General features: G+C 55.9%; 14 protein-coding genes. All 14 read left to right on the top strand.

The features are described 5' to 3' along the window. Positions 1 to 16: 16 nt before the first annotated feature. Complete coding sequence (locus tag PSAB_RS22890; protein WP_025336886.1) at positions 17 to 829, top strand: uroporphyrinogen-III synthase; 813 nt, start codon at positions 17 to 19, stop codon at positions 827 to 829. A 188-nt stretch (positions 830 to 1,017) separates the two neighbouring features. Beyond that, positions 1,018 to 1,656, top strand: coding sequence for a ThuA domain-containing protein (locus tag PSAB_RS22885; protein WP_025336885.1), 639 nt, complete (start codon positions 1,018 to 1,020; stop codon positions 1,654 to 1,656). Between the two features lie 45 nt (positions 1,657 to 1,701). Then, positions 1,702 to 2,109 (top strand): phasin family protein, encoded by a 408-nt coding sequence (locus PSAB_RS22880; protein ID WP_226991847.1) that lies wholly within the window; start codon positions 1,702 to 1,704, stop codon positions 2,107 to 2,109. A gap of 1 nt (position 2,110) precedes the next feature. After that, entirely contained in the window at positions 2,111 to 3,778 is a 1,668-nt protein-coding gene (locus PSAB_RS22875; RefSeq protein WP_038596250.1) for an ABC1 kinase family protein, read from the top strand. 105 nt (positions 3,779 to 3,883) lie between these two features. Beyond that, positions 3,884 to 5,389, top strand: coding sequence for a DEAD/DEAH box helicase (locus tag PSAB_RS22870; RefSeq protein WP_038596248.1), 1,506 nt, complete (start codon positions 3,884 to 3,886; stop codon positions 5,387 to 5,389). Positions 5,390 to 5,536: 147 nt separating this feature from the next. Beyond that, a complete protein-coding gene (locus PSAB_RS22865) occupies positions 5,537 to 6,373 on the top strand; it encodes a M15 family metallopeptidase (protein WP_025336881.1) in 837 nt (278 codons plus the stop codon). Between the two features lie 116 nt (positions 6,374 to 6,489). Continuing rightward, a complete protein-coding gene (locus PSAB_RS22860) occupies positions 6,490 to 6,837 on the top strand; it encodes a DUF3243 domain-containing protein (RefSeq protein WP_025336880.1) in 348 nt (115 codons plus the stop codon). A gap of 98 nt (positions 6,838 to 6,935) precedes the next feature. Further along, positions 6,936 to 7,946, top strand: coding sequence for an LLM class flavin-dependent oxidoreductase (locus PSAB_RS22855; RefSeq protein ID WP_025336879.1), 1,011 nt, complete (start codon positions 6,936 to 6,938; stop codon positions 7,944 to 7,946). A gap of 284 nt (positions 7,947 to 8,230) precedes the next feature. Beyond that, entirely contained in the window at positions 8,231 to 9,865 is a 1,635-nt protein-coding gene (locus PSAB_RS22850; RefSeq protein WP_025336878.1) for a formate--tetrahydrofolate ligase, read from the top strand. A 908-nt stretch (positions 9,866 to 10,773) separates the two neighbouring features. Continuing rightward, the gene (locus PSAB_RS22840; protein ID WP_025336876.1) at positions 10,774 to 12,138 is read left to right on the top strand and encodes an FAD-dependent oxidoreductase; all 1,365 of its coding nucleotides are present in this window, start codon (positions 10,774 to 10,776) and stop codon (positions 12,136 to 12,138) included. A gap of 230 nt (positions 12,139 to 12,368) precedes the next feature. Continuing rightward, positions 12,369 to 13,445, top strand: a complete 1,077-nt coding sequence (locus PSAB_RS22835; protein ID WP_025336875.1) for a hypothetical protein — start codon at positions 12,369 to 12,371, stop codon at positions 13,443 to 13,445. Positions 13,446 to 13,629: 184 nt separating this feature from the next. Next, positions 13,630 to 14,457, top strand: a complete 828-nt coding sequence (locus PSAB_RS22830) for a formate/nitrite transporter family protein (RefSeq protein WP_025336874.1) — start codon at positions 13,630 to 13,632, stop codon at positions 14,455 to 14,457. A gap of 295 nt (positions 14,458 to 14,752) precedes the next feature. Further along, positions 14,753 to 16,819, top strand: coding sequence for a molybdopterin-containing oxidoreductase family protein (locus PSAB_RS22825; RefSeq protein ID WP_025336873.1), 2,067 nt, complete (start codon positions 14,753 to 14,755; stop codon positions 16,817 to 16,819). A 92-nt stretch (positions 16,820 to 16,911) separates the two neighbouring features. Further along, positions 16,912 to 18,144 carry an MFS transporter gene (locus tag PSAB_RS22820; RefSeq protein ID WP_025336872.1) on the top strand — a complete coding sequence of 411 codons (1,233 nt, stop codon included), beginning with the start codon at positions 16,912 to 16,914 and terminating at the stop codon, positions 18,142 to 18,144. Positions 18,145 to 18,199 lie beyond the last annotated feature (55 nt).

The following is an 18,199-nucleotide window of genomic DNA, read 5'->3' as shown; positions in this document are numbered from 1 at the left end:
AGGAGGAGACCGCATCATGGCCGATCAACTGAAAGGCGTGACCGTCGCTCTTGCCGGCCCTCGCAAGTCGGAAGAGCTGGCGAAGCTGATAAGCAATATGGGCGGAACCGCACTCCTGCGGCCAGCCCAGGGAACGGTATTTCTGGACGGGGAAGAGCTTCGCCGGGAGCTGGAAGAATGGACCGGGAGTCCCCCCGACTGGAGCATTCTTACTACGGGAATGGGCCTGGACGCGTTGTACCAGGTTGCAGGTGACATGGGCATTCAGGAGCGCTTTCAGGAAGTGCTTGCCGGCTCAATGATCGCGGCCCGGGGCTACAAGACAGTAAACGCGCTGAAGAAAAGAGGGCTTGTGCCGCATGTTCGGGACGATGACGGAAGCACGTCGGGGTTGATCCGCGGCCTTGAGGCTTTCGACCTCCGGGGCAAGACCGCCGTTCTTCAGCTGCACGGCGATCCCGCCCCGCGACTGAACGCCTGGCTCAGAGAAGCAGGCGCCGAGGTTCGGGAGGTTCTACCTTACCGGCATATGCCGCCGGAGCAAGAGGACCTTGAGCGGCTGCTTACGGAAATAACCGGGGCCAAGGTCGACGCCGTTACTTTCACCAGTGCGCCGCAGATCCGTTTTCTGGCCGAATACGCGGACAGCCGCGGCATGCGGCAGGCGATGCTTGACGCCTTTGAGGCCGGAGTGCTTGCGGTTGCAGTGGGCCGTATTACAGCCGACGCGCTCAAGGAGGCGGGCATCCGGCGGATCGTCATGCCGGAGCAGGAGCGGATGGGCAGCATGATCGTGGAGCTTGGCCGCTATCTGGCCGCCAATCGCTAGGGGCCTTCCAAGCAAAGATAACGGAGCATTTTCGCGCCGAAGCCGGCCGGAGATGCTCTTTTTACGTCGCACCGTTTAACCGGCGGAAGGGTTCCCCGTTTTTCGCGAATGGACATACGCCAGCATTTTACTTAAAATATAGGCAGCATAGATTGAACGAATACGGTTACCGACACGAGGAGGCCTTTATGGATAAAAGAAAATGCCTGCTGCTGGGGGAGTACACACATCCCCGGTTCCATCCTTTGCAGGGTGTGGATGAGCAAATCAGCCATATTTTAAATGATTTGATGATTGTCCAATGTACGGAAAACAGAAAAATGCTGCTGACCGAGAATATTAGCGGTTATGATCTGTGCATTGCATATAATGAGTTGTGGAATGAATCGGTGTCCCCGCAGCAAACGGCTGGACTGCTGAGCTATGTCGCTGGCGGAGGCGGACTTATCGTCTTACATACAGGCGTGTCTCTCGGGAACCGGAATGAACTGGCCCAACTGATTGGCGCCCGGTTTGGAGGCCATCCCCCGTACGGTCCGCTCGAATTCCGCACGCAGGAGCATCATATAACGGAAGGTGTAGGAAGCTTCAAGCTGGATGAAGAGCCGTACCGTTTCGAATTCGATCCGTTTACGGAGAAGACCGTGCTGCTGGAATTCGAGGCAGGCGGACAGTGGTGGCCGGCGGGCTGGTGCCACAGCTACGGTCTCGGACGGGTTGTCTACCTGATGCCAGGGCATCATGAGCCTACATTCCTTCATCCCGAAGTGAAGAAGCTGCTGCTGCAAGCCGCCAAATGGGCGGCCCGGATTCCGACCCGGCAGTAAAGGCCCGTCTTTTGTGCGCCCCCGCCCGGTAAGGTATAATTTAAAATACAAGAAGCCTTCAGCAAAACGGAATCCAAGGAGGAAGAGAAGATGAGCGATTTGTTGAAAAAAGCGATCTCTTTAGGAGTGGGACTCACCGTTGTCAGCAAGGAAAAGGTGGAAAAAGCCGTCGATGAGCTGGTCAAGCGGGGAGAAGTGGCTCCCTCGGAATCCAAGGCGCTTGTCGACCGGCTGATTGAGCGGGGCGAAGAAGAACGGGGCATCATTAAATCGGCGGTTCAAGAGCAGGTGCAGCGCGTGCTGAAGGATTTGAACGTTCCGGCAAAAAGCGACATCGCCGCTTTGGAGGAACGTATAGCCGTTCTGGAGCGGCGTCTAGCCGAGCTTGAGGGCACATCCCGATTGGAGGGATCGCAGCCGGCGGAAGGTACGCCGGATACGCGCACGGACTGAAATGGTGCGGATCAGGCATGCCGGACGTTACCGGTCAATCGCCATGGCGCTGATGCGCCATGGCTTCGGTTATATGGTGGAGGAGCTGGGATTATACCGCGTACTGTCGCTTCCGCGCCGGCTCGTGACTCAGGAAGCGCATGCGAGCCGGACGCTCGGGGAGCGGATACGCCTTGTGCTTGAGGATTTGGGGCCGACCTTTGTCAAGCTCGGCCAGCTTGCGAGCACGCGCTCCGATCTCCTTCCGGAGTCTATTATCTCGGAGCTGGTCAAGCTGCAGGACCATGTTCCCCCTTTTCCGGCGGAAACGGCGCGGCATATTCTTGAGCAGGAGCTCGATCAGCCGCTTAACGAGGTATTCGATTCCTTCGAGGATGCTCCGCTTGCCGCAGCCTCCATCGGACAGGTTCATCGCGGTGTGCTTCTGGGCGGAACGGCGGTGGCGATCAAGATCCAGCGCCCCGGCGTCATGCGGATGATGAGCCGGGACCTTGAGATTCTCCGCGATCTGACGGCGCTTGCCGAGCGGCGTCTGGACTGGGCGAAGCAGTACGGCATTTCCCGGATGGCGGAGGAGTTCTCCAAGTCCCTGATGAACGAACTGGATTACAGTCAGGAGGGCCGCAATGCGGAAAGGATCGCGCAGCAGCTGGAGGACAACAAATCGGCTTATATTCCGGCGATTTATTGGGATTATTCCTCTTCGCGGGTACTGACGATGGAATATTTGGAGGGTATCACGCTGAACCGGCGGGAAGCGCTGCTCAGCAAGGGCGTCAACCTCAAAGATACCGCCGAGCGGCTGGTGGACATTATGCTGCGGCTGATTTTTATCGACGGCTTCTTTCATGCCGATCCCCATCCCGGAAACGTCATGCTGACGGAAGAGGGGAAGCTTGGGCTGATCGATTTCGGTATGGTCGGCCGTCTGAGCGAGGAGACCAGGGACCATCTGTCGGGCCTGATCATCGCACTGATGCGCAAAAATACGGAAGCGATGGTGCGCGCGATTCTGCGTCTCGGGGTTATTCCGGAGGAGGCGGACCGTTCCGCGCTGTATGAAGATATAGACCGGCTGAGAGAGGAGTACTATGATGTTCCGTTCAGCCAGGTCAGCATCGGCAAGGCGCTTAACGATCTGTTCGCGGTTGCCAGGCGGCACCGGCTGGCCATTCCGCCAGATCTGGCGATGCTGGGCAAGACGATGCTGACGCTGGAAGGGGTCGTGGGCGAACTGGACCCTTCCTTCAGCATCATCCAAATGGCCGAGCCTTTCGGCCGGCAGCTTGTGAAGCAGCGCTTCAGCAGCAGCCGGCTGCAGCGCAAGCTGCTCGGCGGGGTCGCCGACCTTGCCGAGAGCCTGGTGGAGCTGCCCGGACAAGCCCGGCAGCTGTCGGCCCTCATCAGCAAGGGCAGGCTGAAGGTCGAGATTGGCGTCCCTGAGCTGCAGAGCCTGCTGCGGAAGCTGGACCGCATCGGCAATCGGCTGTCTTTCAGCATCGTGCTGCTGGCCTTCAGCATTATTATGGTTGGCCTGATCATCGGCTCTTCGCTCCGCCGCGAGCCTTCCGTGCTGTGGAATTTTCCAACTATCGAAATCGGCTCGGTGGTTGCGCTGTTCATGTTTATCTGGCTGATTTATTCGATCTTCAAATCGGGAAGATTTTGAATATAGAAGGACAAGGGACGGAAGAACTCCGGCAGGAGTTCTTCCGCTTTTAATGTATGGGGAGTATCCAAAACGGAAATCGATAAAACGAGAAAGAATGAGGTGATGAAATTGCCGGGTTTTAGAGAGTTGGGAGTTTCGGAGGCGCTGACCGCGCTTCTGCGGGGACAAGGCATTGCACAGCCTACCCCGGTTCAGGCGGAAGCGATTCCGCCGGTCGTGCAGGGGCTTGACGTCATTGCGAGAGCGAAGACGGGAACGGGCAAGACGCTCGCTTTTCTGCTGCCGATCCTGGATAAAATCAGGACGGACCGGCCTTTTCCGCAAGCGCTGATTATGGCCCCGACCCGGGAGCTGGCGCTGCAGATTACGGAAGAGGCCCGCAAGCTAACGAGCGAGAGCGACATCAAGATTTTGGCGGTATACGGCGGTCAGGACGTAGAGAAGCAGCTGCGCAAGCTTGAGGGCGGCCGGCATCTCATTATCGGTACGCCGGGCCGGCTGCTGGATCATATGCGGCGCGGAACGCTTGCATTGGGCGGAGTGACCATGCTCGTGCTCGACGAGGCGGATCAGATGCTGCATATGGGCTTTCTGGCCGAGGTGGAGAGCATCATTACCGCGATCCCTTCGCGGCGGCAGACGATGCTGTTCTCGGCGACGATGCCCGATCCGATCAAACAGCTGGCCGCCAGCTACATGAAGCAGCCGATCGATATTGTGATCAAGAGCGGCTCGCCGATTCCGCTGAACAATATCCGCCAGCAGGTCGTCGAATGTACCGACCGGGCGAAGGAGGAAGCGCTGAAGGCGCTGATCGACCGGGACCGCCCGTATTTGGCGATTATCTTTTGCCGGACGAAGCGCCGGGTGTCGAAGCTGAATGAAGCCCTTATCGAGGCGGGCTACGACTGCGACGAGCTGCACGGCGACCTGTCGCAGAACAAGCGGGAGGCCGTCATGAAGACGTTCCGCGAGGCGAAGCTTCAGCTGCTCGTCGCCACCGACGTCGCCGCCCGGGGGCTTGACGTGGAGGGCGTGACCCATGTCTTCAATTACGATATGCCGCTGGATGTGGACAGCTACATCCACCGTATCGGCCGCACCGGCCGGGCGGGCGGCAAAGGGCTCGCGATCACTTTCGCCTCACCGCGCGACCGCGCGGGGCTCGAGATGATCGAGCGGGGCATTTCGCAGCGGCTGGAACGCCGCCGCTACGAGAAGGGCGAATTCGGCGAAGCCAAATTCGCCACGGGCACAGGCGGCGGCGCTCGTGGAGGCGCCGCTGCCGAGTCCGCGCGAACCGGGCGCGGACACAAAGCGGGCGCCGCGCGGGTAAGCGGCCGCGGCAAGGAAGCCGGCGGCCGGAGCGGAGACGCCGGCCGGGGACGGCGCAGCCGCCAGGACGCGGCGGCTGGGGACAAGCGCGCGGCGCACAGCGGCCAAGGCCGTGCGCCGGGCGGTGCGGCCCGCGGCGGCGGGAAAGGCGCTGCCGGCAAGGCCGCACCCGCGCGCACCGGCAGGGGCAGCGACGGCCAGCGCGGGCGAAGCGGCGGGCCGGGTGGGCCGGGCCGCAAAGGCGACGGCGGCCGGGGCAACCGCGGCAGGTAGGACGCCGGGGTATGCCGAAAGCAGGAACAACCGCCAAGATCACGGCGGTCAGACAGAAATTTCTAAGCAGGCGGCTGAAACATTTGCCGCCTTTGGCTTGTCTATAAGGTGATAAAGCAGCAACACCGGTAATAAGGAGGAAGCGCCATGCGCAAACAACTATGGATACCCCTCCTGTTCCTTGTCGTCATCGCCGCCGGCTGGGGAATAGGTCAATATACATCGCCGGCTTCACCAGGCGGCGGGGCCGCAGCTACAAATCAGCCAGACCTTAAGGGACCGGGGGCGGTGGAGACAGGAACCCCGTCAGCGGCACCGACACCGGTTACGTCGCCGGTTCCTTCAGCCTCTCCAGAGTCGCAGAGCGGAGACCCGGGAGAATCGGCCATGCTTGCGGCAACCGAGCCGGACAGCATCGGCGTCATCGTGAACAAGCAGTATGGGCTGCCGGATGATTACAAACCGGCGGATCTGGTGTATCCCGATGTTCCGTTCCTCTTCAAAGAAAAGCTTGAAAAGCGGATGATGCGCAAGGAAGCGGCTCATGCGCTCGAAGAGATGTTCGCCGGCGCAAAGCTGGACAAGGTATATTTGGCGGGGGTCTCCGCCTATCGCTCCGCGAAGACGCAGCGGAGTCTGTTCAACGCCTATGTGGAGCGGGACGGAGAGGATAAGGCGCGCACATACAGCGCCGTTCCGGGCTACAGCGAGCATCAGACGGGGCTGGCGATCGACCTCTCCGGAAGAGACGGCAAATGCGCGGCGGAGAGCTGCTTCGCCGGAACGAAGGAAGCGAATTGGCTGGCGCTTCACGCGCCTGACTACGGTTTCATCATCCGTTATCCGCTAGGCAAAGAAGCCGTTACGGGTTACATGTACGAGCCGTGGCATGTCCGTTATGTGGGCGAGAAAGTCGCCCGTTATCTTACGGACAAAGGTATAACGCTTGAGGAGTATTACAGCGCTGTGCCCGTCTCCAAGTAGCGCGCGCTGTCTACGATTTTTGCCTTAATTAAGAGGCAGGGTTTGACCTTGATTCACCAATTCACGCCGCGGTTAAGTAGTGTAAAACCGCTATTAGCGCTAAAGGAGGCGACAACGTGTCCGAGCATAATCATGTTGTAAGCAAAGACGGCAGCGTGGCGATCGAGATGGTGAAGGAAACCCTGAACCGGATTGAACCGGGGCAAAGGGAAGAAATTTTGAACGACTTTGACGCCTTTCGAAACTATTTAAGAAAACGGGTGGAGCTGGCCCGGAAAATCGGCCTCAGCGAGGCCCAGCTTGCCCAAGCGGCCGAGAAGGTGGCCGATTATCTGGCCGCTTACGAGGAGCCCCGCAATAGCGAGGAGAAGCTGCTTCTGGAGCTGTGGAAGACCGGCAGCAAAGAGGAGAGGGCCAAGTTCGCTTCCATGCTGGTCAGGCTTGCGCTGTCGGAAACGGACTAGGATCAGAATGAACGGTTTCTCCCTCTCTGGCTCTGCCGGAGAGGGTTTTTTGGGTTCTTAAAGCCTGAAGTCAGTTCTCGCGGAAAGGATGCCTTACCATGATTAAGCTCAGTGTGCTTGACCAGTCGCCGGTATCGGAAGGAAGCTCGCCCGCCGAAGCGCTCGCGGAGACCGCCGCGCTGGCCCGGGAAGCCGACCGGCTCGGTTATTACCGCTTCTGGGTAGCGGAGCACCATTTTGCGCCAGGTCTGGCCGGATCGAGTCCGGAGGTGCTGATGGCCCATCTGGCGGCCGTTACCTCTTCCATCCGGATCGGCTCGGGAGGTATCCTGCTGCCCCACTACAGCTCATACAAAGTCGCGGAGAATATTCGGGTGCTTCAGGCCCTGTATCCCGGGCGGATCGATCTGGGGATCGGCCGGGCTGCCGGCGGAGGCGTTCTGGCCGTCCGCGCTTTGCAGGAATACGGTAAAGCCGGCCCCGACCTCTATCCCTTGCAGATTGCCGATCTGCTCGCCTATCTGAACGAAGGGGCGGATTTGCATCACCGTTTTGCGGGCCTTCAGGCCATGCCCAGGGTCTCTTCTCCCCCGGAGATCTGGCTGCTCGGTTCCAGCCGGGACAGCGCTGAACTGGCCGCCAGGCTGGGAACGGGGCTGGCTTTTGCCCGTTTCATTAACGTTAGCGGCGGCGAGGAGGCGATGGCGGCTTACCGCGACCATTTTTGCCCATCGCCTCTGCTCCTGAAGCCCAAAGGCATGATCGCTGTGTTCGCGGTCTGCGCCGAGACGACAGAGGAAGCGGACCGGCTTGCATCCAGCATGGACCTCTCGGCCGTCCTGCTGGACAAGACGCATGTCTCCGCCCCGACGCCTTCTGTTGAGTCCGCGCTGTCTTATCCGTACACGCCATACGAGAAACATATTGTACAGGAGAACCGGAAACATATACTTGTCGGCTCCCCGGAACAAATCCGCGATCAGCTTAACGAGCTCTGCGAGCGGTTCGGCTGTGAAGAGGTGATTATTGCGAGCGTGATGCACGGCTTTGCCGACAAGCTGAAATCTTACCGGCTGATTGCGGAAGCCTGCGGGCTGTCCGCGCGTTAGCGCCCCGTTAGCTGCTGCCCCCCGGGGCATTGCGGGTTTAGTTTTGTATCTTCCGTGAAGGGAAATCCCCTTTTCGGGAGATTTTTTTATAATGTGGACGAATAGTGAACGCTTAATAACTTGAAAAATAAGGCTTGACGCTTTTCAAAGACCCTGTATCCTGAAATAGAGCTAAAGCGCGGCATGTCCGAAGAAATGCGGCTGCCGGCGGAGCCGGGACAAGGTTCAGGATTAAGGTTCAGGTCAAGGTTCAGGATTAAGGTGCAGGAGGTCTATATAGAGATATGAGGTTAATTACGGAGGTTGCGGCAGAGACGGGTATTCGGGAAGAGCATCTGGAGTTATACGGAAAATATAAAGCAAAGCTGGCTCCATCCCTGTGGGAGGAGATCAAGGGCCGTCCCGACGGCAAGCTGGTGCTGGTGACCGCCATGAACCCGACTCCGGCGGGAGAAGGCAAGACGCTGACGACGATTGGACTCGCGCAGGCCATGAACAAGGCGGGCGTCAAGACGGTGGCCGCGCTGCGTGAGCCTTCGCTAGGTCCATGCCTTGGCATGAAGGGCGGAGCAACGGGCAGCGGGAAGGCGCAGATTGTTCCGGCCGATGAGATTAATTTGCATTTTACGGGCGATATTCATGCAGTGACATCGGCGCATAATTTGCTGTCGGCGATGATCGATAACCACATCTTTCAGGGCAACGAGCTGGGGCTGGACCCGACGCGAATCGTGTGGAAACGGGTCATGGATATGAACGACCGAAGTCTCCGCAATGTCGTTACGGGGCTTGGCGACGGCAACGGAATTGTCCGGGAGAGCGGCTTTCAGATCACGACCGCTTCGGAAATTATGGCCGTGCTGTGCCTGTGCGCTAATTTGGCCGATCTAAGGGTTCGCCTTGGCCGGATGCTGATCGGCTATGACCGTGAAGGGCATCCGGTGACGGCGGGCGAGCTGAAAGCGGTGGATGCGATGACCGCCCTGCTGAAAGAAGCAGTTAAGCCGAATCTGGTGCAGACGCTTGAAGGAACGCCGGTCATCGTCCATGGCGGTCCGTTTGCCAATATCGCGCACGGCTGCAGCAGTGTGATCGGCACCCGCTACGCCCTGAAGCTGGGCGAAGTTGTCGTGACGGAAGCGGGCTTCGGCGCTGATCTTGGGGCGGAGAAGTTCATGGATATCAAATGCCGGCAGGCGGGCCTGAAGCCATCCGCAGCCGTGCTTGTTGTTACGATAAAATCGCTGAAATATAACGGCGGCGTGCCCAAGGGAGAGCTTTACGCCGGAAACCGGGCCGCTCTGCTAGCCGGAATGAGCAATATGGAGCGCCATATCCAGAATTTGCGCAAATTCGGCGTTCCTGTCGTCGTGGCGCTCAATCATTTTGAAGGCGACAGCCAGGCGGAGATTCAGGAAGTGCTGGCGGCTTGCCGGCGCTTGGGCGTCCCTGTCGCCATCTCGAAGGCGTGGGCCCAAGGCGGAGCCGGGGGCCTGGAGCTGGCCGAAGAGCTGAAGCTGCTGCTGGAGGGCAGCGACACGTCAGCTTTCGCGCATTTATACGAGGACGAACTCGACATTCCGTCGAAGATCGGCAAAATTGTCAAGGAAATCTACCACGGCGCCGATGTGTCCTTCAGTCCGGCAGCCAAGCGGAGTCTGGCTATGATCGAAAAGCTGGGCCTAAGCCATCTGCAGGTGTGCATGGCCAAGACGCCGTATTCCTTCTCCGATCAGCCCCGTCTGCTCGGCGCCCCGCGCGGCTTCACCGTTCAGGTACGCGACATTACGCTGTCGCTGGGAGCCGGCTTTGCCGTCGTCATTACGGGCAGCATCGTCACGATGCCGGGGCTTCCGGCCAAACCGGCCGCCGAAGGGCTGCGGATCGACGAGGAAGGACGTTTGCTCGGCCTGCTGTAGCATGACCTGGATCTTAACCATTGTACACTAATCCCCTGGCAAGGCGTTCAACGAGGCCGTTGAGGTTATGTGGTGGGTGGAGGTAGGGGAGAAAGTGGAATAGGGGGAGAAAGTGGAATAAGTGGCGGTCGGTTGCCGAGATTCCAGCGTTATTACACTTTTTTAGTGTAAATCCATCCTCCGAACCCTAATTCCTGCCGAAAGTGCAGGAATTCTTCTCCTATCTCCCCATTTGGCGGCGCGTGAGCTTTAAAAGCTGCAGAATGGTATCCTTTTCTTCTTCCTGCGCGAAATTAACCTGGCAAACCTGCAGATTTGCAGGAAAATGCCCGGCGACCTACACCGAGCACAGACTGAACAGGAAGAAATGGTTAGTTATCGGAAGGTTGTTGATGCGGCAGAGTTGATGGAGGGTTAGTGAGTCGCTTGGATGGATAGATGGGTTAGCTAACGGGGGACAATAGATTGCCGAGATCCCTGCGTCCTGTATAAATCCCTGGGTTTCCTGGTGAAACCTGGGGATTTTCTATGTATAAACTTCAAAGACCAGACTTCCTGATATTGCAAGAAAAACAACCGCCAAAGAGGGATTCGGCAACATCTTCGAGAGGCTTCGATAGGAGTTTTTCTTATGGAGACTTTTATAAAAAAAACAGAAGGGTGCGTTCCTTTAAGCGGGTGCGGCTGCTTCATTCTTCCACTGACATAATGCAAGTGCAGGCGGGCCAAACTAAAACGGACTTCTCCCGAAGCGGTTCATTTCAAATTGTGAACAATGTGTTAATTGGCAGAAAAATGATTGAAATGTGATAATTATCACAATATAATGATTGTATAAAGTGAAAAAAATCACATTAACAAACGTTTTGTCCAAAAAAAGAGCTTTGCATTTGGAGGAGGAAGAAACCATGAAAGTAGCCGTTATCGGATGCACCCACGCAGGAACCGCCGCCATTGTCAACACAGCCCAGCTGTACCCGGAAGCCGAAATTACCGTGTATGAGCGCAACGACAACATTTCTTTCTTGTCTTGCGGCATTGCGCTGTATGTCGGAGGCGTTGTGAAAGACCCGCAGGGGCTGTTTTATTCGTCTCCGGAGAAGCTGGCCGAGCTCGGAGTCAAGACCAATATGCGCCATGAAGTGGTGTTGGTGGATACGAAAAACAAGACGCTTCGCGCACGCGATCTGAACACGGGCAAAGAATTTGACGATGCCTACGACAAGCTCATTGTGACGACAGGCTCCTGGCCGATCGTTCCTAAGCTTGAAGGGATTGACCTGGATAACATTCTGCTCTCCAAAAACTACAATCATTCCAATACCATTATCGAAAAATCGCGTCACGCCAAGCATATCGCCGTCGTCGGCGCGGGCTATATCGGTATCGAGCTGGTCGAGGCCTTTCAGCTTAACGGCAAAAAGGTCACGCTGATCGACGCGGAGCCTCGCATTCTGAGCAAATACCTTGACCCCGAGTTTACGAATCCGATCGAGCAGTCGCTGAAGGATCACGGCATCGAGCTGGCGCTTGGCGAGAAGGTGAGCTCCTTCAAGGGCGAGGGCGGCAAGGTAACGACCGTCGTTACGGACAAAGGCGAATACCAAGCGGATCTGGTCATTCTCTGCATCGGCTTCCGTCCGAACACGGAACTGCTTAAGGGACAGGTCGATATGCTGGACAACGGGGCGATTATCGTGGACAACTACATGCACACAAGCGCGCCGGATGTGTTCGCGGCAGGAGACAGCTGTGCGATTCACTACAACCCGACAGGTAAAAAAGCCTACATCCCGCTGGCAACCAACGCCGTACGGATGGGCACGCTGGTTGCCCGCAATCTGGTGAACAATACGATTCCTTATATGGGAACGCAAGGGACTTCCGGCATCAAAATTTACGAAGACAATATCGCCGGAACCGGCATGACCGAAGCCGCCGCCAAGCACGAGGGAATCGACGCCGAAGCGGTCATGATTACGGACAACTACCGTCCGGAGTTTATGCCTACTTTCGAGGAGGTCCAGCTCAAGGTTGTCTTTGAGCGCGGCACGCGCCGCATTCTGGGAGCGCAAATCATGTCCAAAATGGATTTGACCCAGTCGATCAATACGATCTCGGTCTGCATCCAGAACGGCATGACGGTCGACCAGCTCGCCTTTATTGATTTCTTCTTCCAGCCGCATTACAACAAGCCGTGGAACTTCCTGAACACGGCCGGCCTTCAGGCGCTGCCGAAACTTGCGGAGAGCAAACAGCCGGTCAGAGTTTAGCGGGTTCAGTTAAGCAGCACGAATTAAATATCCATACCGGAGCCGGGCGCGGCTCCGGTTTTTTGTTTTTACAGAGATGTTGTTAGGTTTTGCCGTGTGAGAAGATGGTTGTAATAGAATTGTAAATAACCCCCTTTTAAAATGCTATATAATTACATAATTGGCTGATGAAGGATGGTCGGGTGGATACTATAGTTAAATATAGAACCAGATATTAGGGAGAGAGTGATATGAAAAAAGAATTAAAGCCTTTAATATGTCTGATATTGTTAGCAATACTACTGATATCCTGCTCGTCTAAGGGTGCTGGTGTGGAACCAACAAGCACAGCAAATCCCAGTGCAATCGCCAGTACAAAGGTGAAATCAACAGCACCTGCAGCTGATTACATCACGATGACTTATTCAGAGTATTCAACTACAGATAATAACGGGGCCATAAAGACACAAATATTAAGCTATGATACAGCTACAAAAGAAATGAAAAAGGTCTTTGCATTCGATTATACAGCTCAATATCCTTTGGGCTTCTATGATAAGCCTAATCAATTGTTGTACTATACGCAAAGGGTAAATACAGACAAGGATTACGGAGACCAGATTTTTATCAGAGATTTATCGAGCAATAAAAGTAATCAGCTAACTAATAACTTATATGCAGTCAATTATATTATTCCTTCAGGAGATCAACTATTTTTTGTGGCTAATGTAAAAGGAGAGCAAGGTATACGATTAGGAGCCATTGATCTCAACACCCATGAGATGACGCTCTGGGGCGATAATGACATGCTGGTAGAAACAATCACATTAGATCACATAAACAAAAAAATCTATGCTTCTGCGTATTCGGTGAAGCAAAGGAACTATAGTCTGGCCCATCAAGATGGACCTGTGGGACAGAATAATTTTAAAATGCCAACTTTTACCGTATATGAAACAGATTTCGCTTTGAAGGAGAAAACCAAACTTTTTAGCAAGAATTACTGGATTCGTATGCTGATGAATAAAGATGATCATGTTATTGCATTTTGTGACAAGGAATATAATAAGGGACAAGTGCCCTCTACGGTTGTTGACTATGATAATGCCAAGAAAACATCCAGTTTGAGTAAGTGGGGGACTTTAAGATTACAAAGAGGAGATGCCAATTACTCGAACGATGGCAATAAAATATATACGATAGCAGTCGTTAATAACAAACGAGGGTTATTCGAGTATGATGTGAAGAGTAATAAATTTACTGCTATATTTACTCCTGAAGCAGGGTTCATTAATAACATCCAGGTTGTAAAAGGATCAAACAATTAAAGCACTTTATCCTGAAATTCAGTTACAGTTTTCGGAAGCGATTAAAAGTTTGTCACACTGGTGAAAAAATTCACTTGATATTTTCACAAGTGATAATTATCACGTAAATGTGGGGAGCAAAGAGCTACAATGGGCCTAAAGAAAAAATTTAAAGTAATAGTGAAGGAAGAAGGAGACAGTAACCATGGCTTATAACAAACCGCAGCAAATAGCCGAAGTGACGGTGGAGAACGGAATCAAGAAGGCTCACAACCCTCTGCTCACCGTGCTTATTCTCGGCTTTCTGGGGGGAGCGTTCATCGCTCTGGGATACTTACTTGATATTCGCGTTATTGCCAGCGCGCCGAAGGAATGGGGGTCCATCGCCAGCTTTATCGGGGCATCGGTGTTCCCGGTCGGACTTATTCTCGTGCTTCTGGCAGGGGGAGAACTGCTTACCGGCAATATGATGGCTGTGCCGCTCGCTTTGTATTCCAAGAAGATCTCGTTCGGAGAGACGATCAAGAACCTGATTCTGATTACGCTGAGCAATTTTGTGGGAGCCCTGTTTGTCGCTTATTTCTTCGGGCATGTCGTGGGTCTGACCGCCGATGGCGTCTACCTTGACAAGCTGGTTGACCTGGCGGAGCACAAACTGGACGCTACGTTCCTTCAGGCTTTTGTTTCGGGTATCGGCTGTAACTGGCTTGTGGCGCTGGCGGTCTGGCTGTCCTACGGAGCCGACAATTTCAGCGGCAAAATCCTCGGCATCTGGTTCCCGACCATGGCTTTCGTTGCCATCGGATTCCAGCACGTTGTCGCTAACATGTTCCTGATTCCGGCGGCTATCTTCGAAGGCCATTTCTCATGGGGACAGTACCTCGGCAATTTCGTGCCGGTCTGGCTCGGCAACCTGACAGGCGGAGCCTTGTTTGTGGCGGCCATCTACTGGAACGCCTATCTGCGTAAGTCGCCTGCGGCGGTTCAATCTCTGGACAGCGTGGCCTCGGCCGGCGTGAAGAAGCACGCTTAATTACCGGGAATTCCGGCCATAATTTTATAGCTTCATTGCCTGATCAAGGGCGCCGTCTCCGGGGGAGCGGCGCTCTTTTGCATGAGCTGCTGCCGGGCAATAAAAATTCGCCGTAATCGCTAACGGTTCGGGGGAACGAAACCGAAGCTTACGGCGATAAAATAGGGAGTATTTCATACCGTCTATTACCCGGCTTTCACCGGTTCGAATCAGCAGGAACGTTCCCGTTTTGCTTTACGGATAGGAATGTTCAATTATACAATAAAAGGAGCAAACACGAGGAGGGCCAAGCGGCATGAACGAACTCGAGAATGGCATATTCCCTGCCGTATGCTCACTGGATTGTCCCGATACTTGCGGGCTGCTTGTGCATAAGAAAGACGGCAAAATTGTAAAAATCGAAGGAGATCCCGAGCATCCGGTCACCCGGGGAGCCATCTGCAACAAGGTCAGGAACATGGCGCAGCGCGTCCACCATCCGGACCGTCTGACTACTCCGCTTCGCCGCGTAGGGCGGAAAGGAGAGGGCGCGTTCGAGCCGATCGGCTGGGATGAAGCGATTGCCGAAATCGCCGGCAAATTCCGCAGCCTGTCGGAGGAATACGGGCCGGAAAGCATTCTGCCGTACAGCTTCTACGGCAATATGGGTGTACTCAGTGTGGAGGGCATGGACCGCCGGTTCTTCAACGCACTTGGAGCGAGCCGCCTGGAGCAGACCATCTGCAATGCCGCCGGAAGCGCGGGCTGGAAATATACAATGGGCTTCAGCGGCGGGACAAGCCCGGAGGATACCGTGAACGCCGAGCTGATTATCGTCTGGGGCGGAAATATCGTCAGCACGAACATGCATCAGGTTGTGCTGGCTGAGCAGGCCCGGAAGAAGGGCGCCAAAATTGTCGTCATAGATGTCCATAAGAACCGCACTGCGCAGTGGGCCGACTGGTTCCTGCCGCTGTATCCGGGAACGGATGCGGCGCTGGCGCTCGGCATCATGCATATTTTGTTCCGCGACGGGCTGACGGACGCGGATTTCCTCAAGACTTACACGGTGGGGCATGAAGAACTGCGGCAGCAGGCGGAAGAGTATACGCCGGCGGCTGTGGCAGCTATAACAGGCATCCCGGTAGAAGACATTGAAAAATTGGGAACATTGTACGGAAAAGCTGCGGTCTCCTATATCCATATCGGCAACGGGCTTCAGCACCATGATAACGGAGGCATGGCGGTGCGCAGCATTGCCTGTCTGCCTGCGCTGACCGGACAGTGGCTGAAGCCGGGGGGAGGCGCGATCAAGGGCAACGGCGGGTATGCCGCGATGAATTCGCGGGCACTGGAGCGTCCCGACCTGCGGCCGAATCCGCGGGCGCGCAGCATTAATATGAACCGGATCGGCAAAGCGCTGGAAATGACGGAGCAGCCGATCAAGGCGCTGTTCGTCTACTGCAGCAATCCGGTTGTCGTCGCGCCGGAGGCGGAGCGGGTGCGGCGAGGATTTGAGCGCGAAGACCTGTTTACGGTCGTGCATGATCTTTTTCTGACTGATACGGCCAAATACGCCGACATTGTGCTTCCCGCCACGTCGACTTTTGAGAATACCGATTTGTACAGCTCCTACTGGCATCATTATATCCAGCTTCAGGAGCCGGTGCTAAAAGCCCCTGGCGAGTGCAAGAGCAATGTCGAACTGTTCTCGCTGCTGGGAAAGGCCATGGGCTTTGACGAGGAAGCCTTCGGGCAAAGCGAGGAAGACATGATCCGCGAGGCGCTGGACTATCCGCGCAATCCGTATCTGAACGGAGTGACGCTTGAACGGCTGAAGGCTGAGCGGCATGTCAAGCTGGATATGACGCCTAAAGAACGGTATCTGGATAACCTGCCCACGCCATCCGGCAAAATTGAGCTGTACTCCCGGGCGATGGAGAATGCGGGATTGCCGCCGCTGCCAGCCTATACTCCGCTTATCGAAGGCTTTGACGGCATCCGGCGGCCAGCCAAGGAAGAAAAGTACCCACTTATGTTCATCTCGCCGCCGAACCATAATTTCCTCAACTCCACCTTCGCTAATGTCGGCAAGCATCAAACCTTGGAGAAAAGACCTACGCTGCAAATTCATCCGGTTGATGCCGCGGAGCGGGGCATTGCCGACGGGGATGAGGTCAAGGTTTATAATGACCGGGGCGTGATTGAGATTTGGGCGTCGGTGACCGACCGCATGCTTCCGGGCACCGTCATCAGCCAGGGGCTGTGGTGGGAAGGCAAGGACCGCCCCCAGCGGAGTAATGTGCTGACCCCCTCCCGGCTGAGCGATATGGGGAAGGGAGCCACTTTTTTCTCGGCGACGGTCGAGGTTGAACTACGTTAAAGCGTCAATGCATAGGCTTGCCCTGAACGTTTGTTAGGACGTAATCTAGTGAGATTACTGATAAACGCAGATTACAGGGGATGTATTGGCAGATGAGGTTTTTGGACAACTATCCCAGGGAAGTAAAAGTGTTCCTGGCCGCAAGCTTGATTAACGCGACAGGCAGCGCGCTGATGTGGCCGCTGATTACGATGTATGTGTATGGCGAGCTCGGACGGAGCATGCAGGATGCCGGGCTCGTTATTTTGATTCAGTCGCTAGGCGGGATTGCGGGCCAGCTGCTCGGCGGCTCCCTGTACCATAAAGTCGGGGTGAGCAGGCTGATTGTCGGCGCGCTGGCCATGAATGCGCTGGTTCTGTTCACCTTACCGGCGGCAAGCTCAAGCTGGAGGCTGTTCATTATCGCAATGGGGCTGGTGGGGCTGTTCAACGCGCTCTCCATGCCCGCTATCCAGGCGTTTATCGGCTTTCGGTTCGCGGAGCGGCGTGCCGAGCTGTTCAATATCGTCTATGTCGCGAACAATATCGGCGTGGCGGCCGGGACGGCGCTGAGCGGATTTCTGGCGGATATCTCCTATATGCTGAGTTTCGTGTTAAACGGCGTCTCATCCGCCGTCTTTGCCGTTTTTTTCTTTGTGTACTTGCGGCAAGTGGGGGACACGCGGGGAACCGTTTCAGCCGAATCGAAAAAGGCGCAGCCCCGGGCCGTTTCGAACTGGAAGCTGATGGGCAATACGCGAATCTATTTGTTTATGGCGCTCGGGTCGCTGTTTCTGCTCATTGGCAACTCGATCTGGAATACGGGAGTGTCGCCGTTCATCATTTCGGAAGGCCTGCCGAAAAAATATTATGGCTTCCTGTGGACGCTTAACGGCATTTTGATCTTCGCCGCCCAGCCGCTGGTCGCCTTGGTCAAGCGCTGGTTCGCGGCCGGATCGGCGGCGCAGATGACGGCGAGCGCCGTCTTCTACCTGAGCGGCTACATCGTCATCCTGACGATGCCGAGCTATGCCGGCATGCTCTTCGCCATGCTGCTGACGACGCTGGGCGAAATGCTCATTGCTCCGGCCATGCCGGCGTTTATTTCGGAGCATGCCGCGCATGGCGCTCCGTTCTATCTGGGCCTCACCGGAGGCATCGGGGCGGTAGGCCGGGTGCTCGGCCCATTCTTTATGGGCAGCCTGTTTGACGCGGGAGGCCTGGCGCCGACCGCCTGGCTGGCCTGCGGCGTGGCGGTGCTGGCTGTGGGATTTTTCGTCATTCATGCATACGGCAGCAGACGCGGCGCGCTTTCGGAATCGGCCGAAGCGGTGAAATCGGCTTGACCGGAGCGCTAGGCCTATAAGCTTTAAACCATCGGCGCTTGTCCCATGCGCCGTT

Source organism: Paenibacillus sabinae T27 (assembly GCF_000612505.1).
Classification (GTDB): Bacteria; Bacillota; Bacilli; order Paenibacillales; family Paenibacillaceae; genus Paenibacillus_AQ; species Paenibacillus_AQ sabinae.
Note: the sequence above shows the minus strand (reverse complement) of the source record. Positions and strands in the feature narration are given on the sequence as shown.

Excerpts from the sequence above, each read along its gene's own strand:
- PSAB_RS22890 (WP_025336886.1), top strand. The coding sequence starts at position 17 with ATGGCCGATCAACTGAAAGGCGTGACCGTCGCTCTTGCCGGCCCTCGC.
- PSAB_RS22885 (WP_025336885.1), top strand. The coding sequence starts at position 1,018 with ATGGATAAAAGAAAATGCCTGCTGCTGGGGGAGTACACACATCCCCGG.
- PSAB_RS22875 (WP_038596250.1), top strand. The coding sequence starts at position 2,111 with ATGGTGCGGATCAGGCATGCCGGACGTTACCGGTCAATCGCCATGGCG.
- PSAB_RS22870 (WP_038596248.1), top strand. The coding sequence starts at position 3,884 with ATGAAATTGCCGGGTTTTAGAGAGTTGGGAGTTTCGGAGGCGCTGACC.
- PSAB_RS22865 (WP_025336881.1), top strand. The coding sequence starts at position 5,537 with ATGCGCAAACAACTATGGATACCCCTCCTGTTCCTTGTCGTCATCGCC.
- PSAB_RS22855 (WP_025336879.1), top strand. The coding sequence starts at position 6,936 with ATGATTAAGCTCAGTGTGCTTGACCAGTCGCCGGTATCGGAAGGAAGC.
- PSAB_RS22850 (WP_025336878.1), top strand. The coding sequence starts at position 8,231 with ATGAGGTTAATTACGGAGGTTGCGGCAGAGACGGGTATTCGGGAAGAG.
- PSAB_RS22840 (WP_025336876.1), top strand. The coding sequence starts at position 10,774 with ATGAAAGTAGCCGTTATCGGATGCACCCACGCAGGAACCGCCGCCATT.
- PSAB_RS22835 (WP_025336875.1), top strand. The coding sequence starts at position 12,369 with ATGAAAAAAGAATTAAAGCCTTTAATATGTCTGATATTGTTAGCAATA.
- PSAB_RS22830 (WP_025336874.1), top strand. The coding sequence starts at position 13,630 with ATGGCTTATAACAAACCGCAGCAAATAGCCGAAGTGACGGTGGAGAAC.
- PSAB_RS22825 (WP_025336873.1), top strand. The coding sequence starts at position 14,753 with ATGAACGAACTCGAGAATGGCATATTCCCTGCCGTATGCTCACTGGAT.
- PSAB_RS22820 (WP_025336872.1), top strand. The coding sequence starts at position 16,912 with ATGAGGTTTTTGGACAACTATCCCAGGGAAGTAAAAGTGTTCCTGGCC.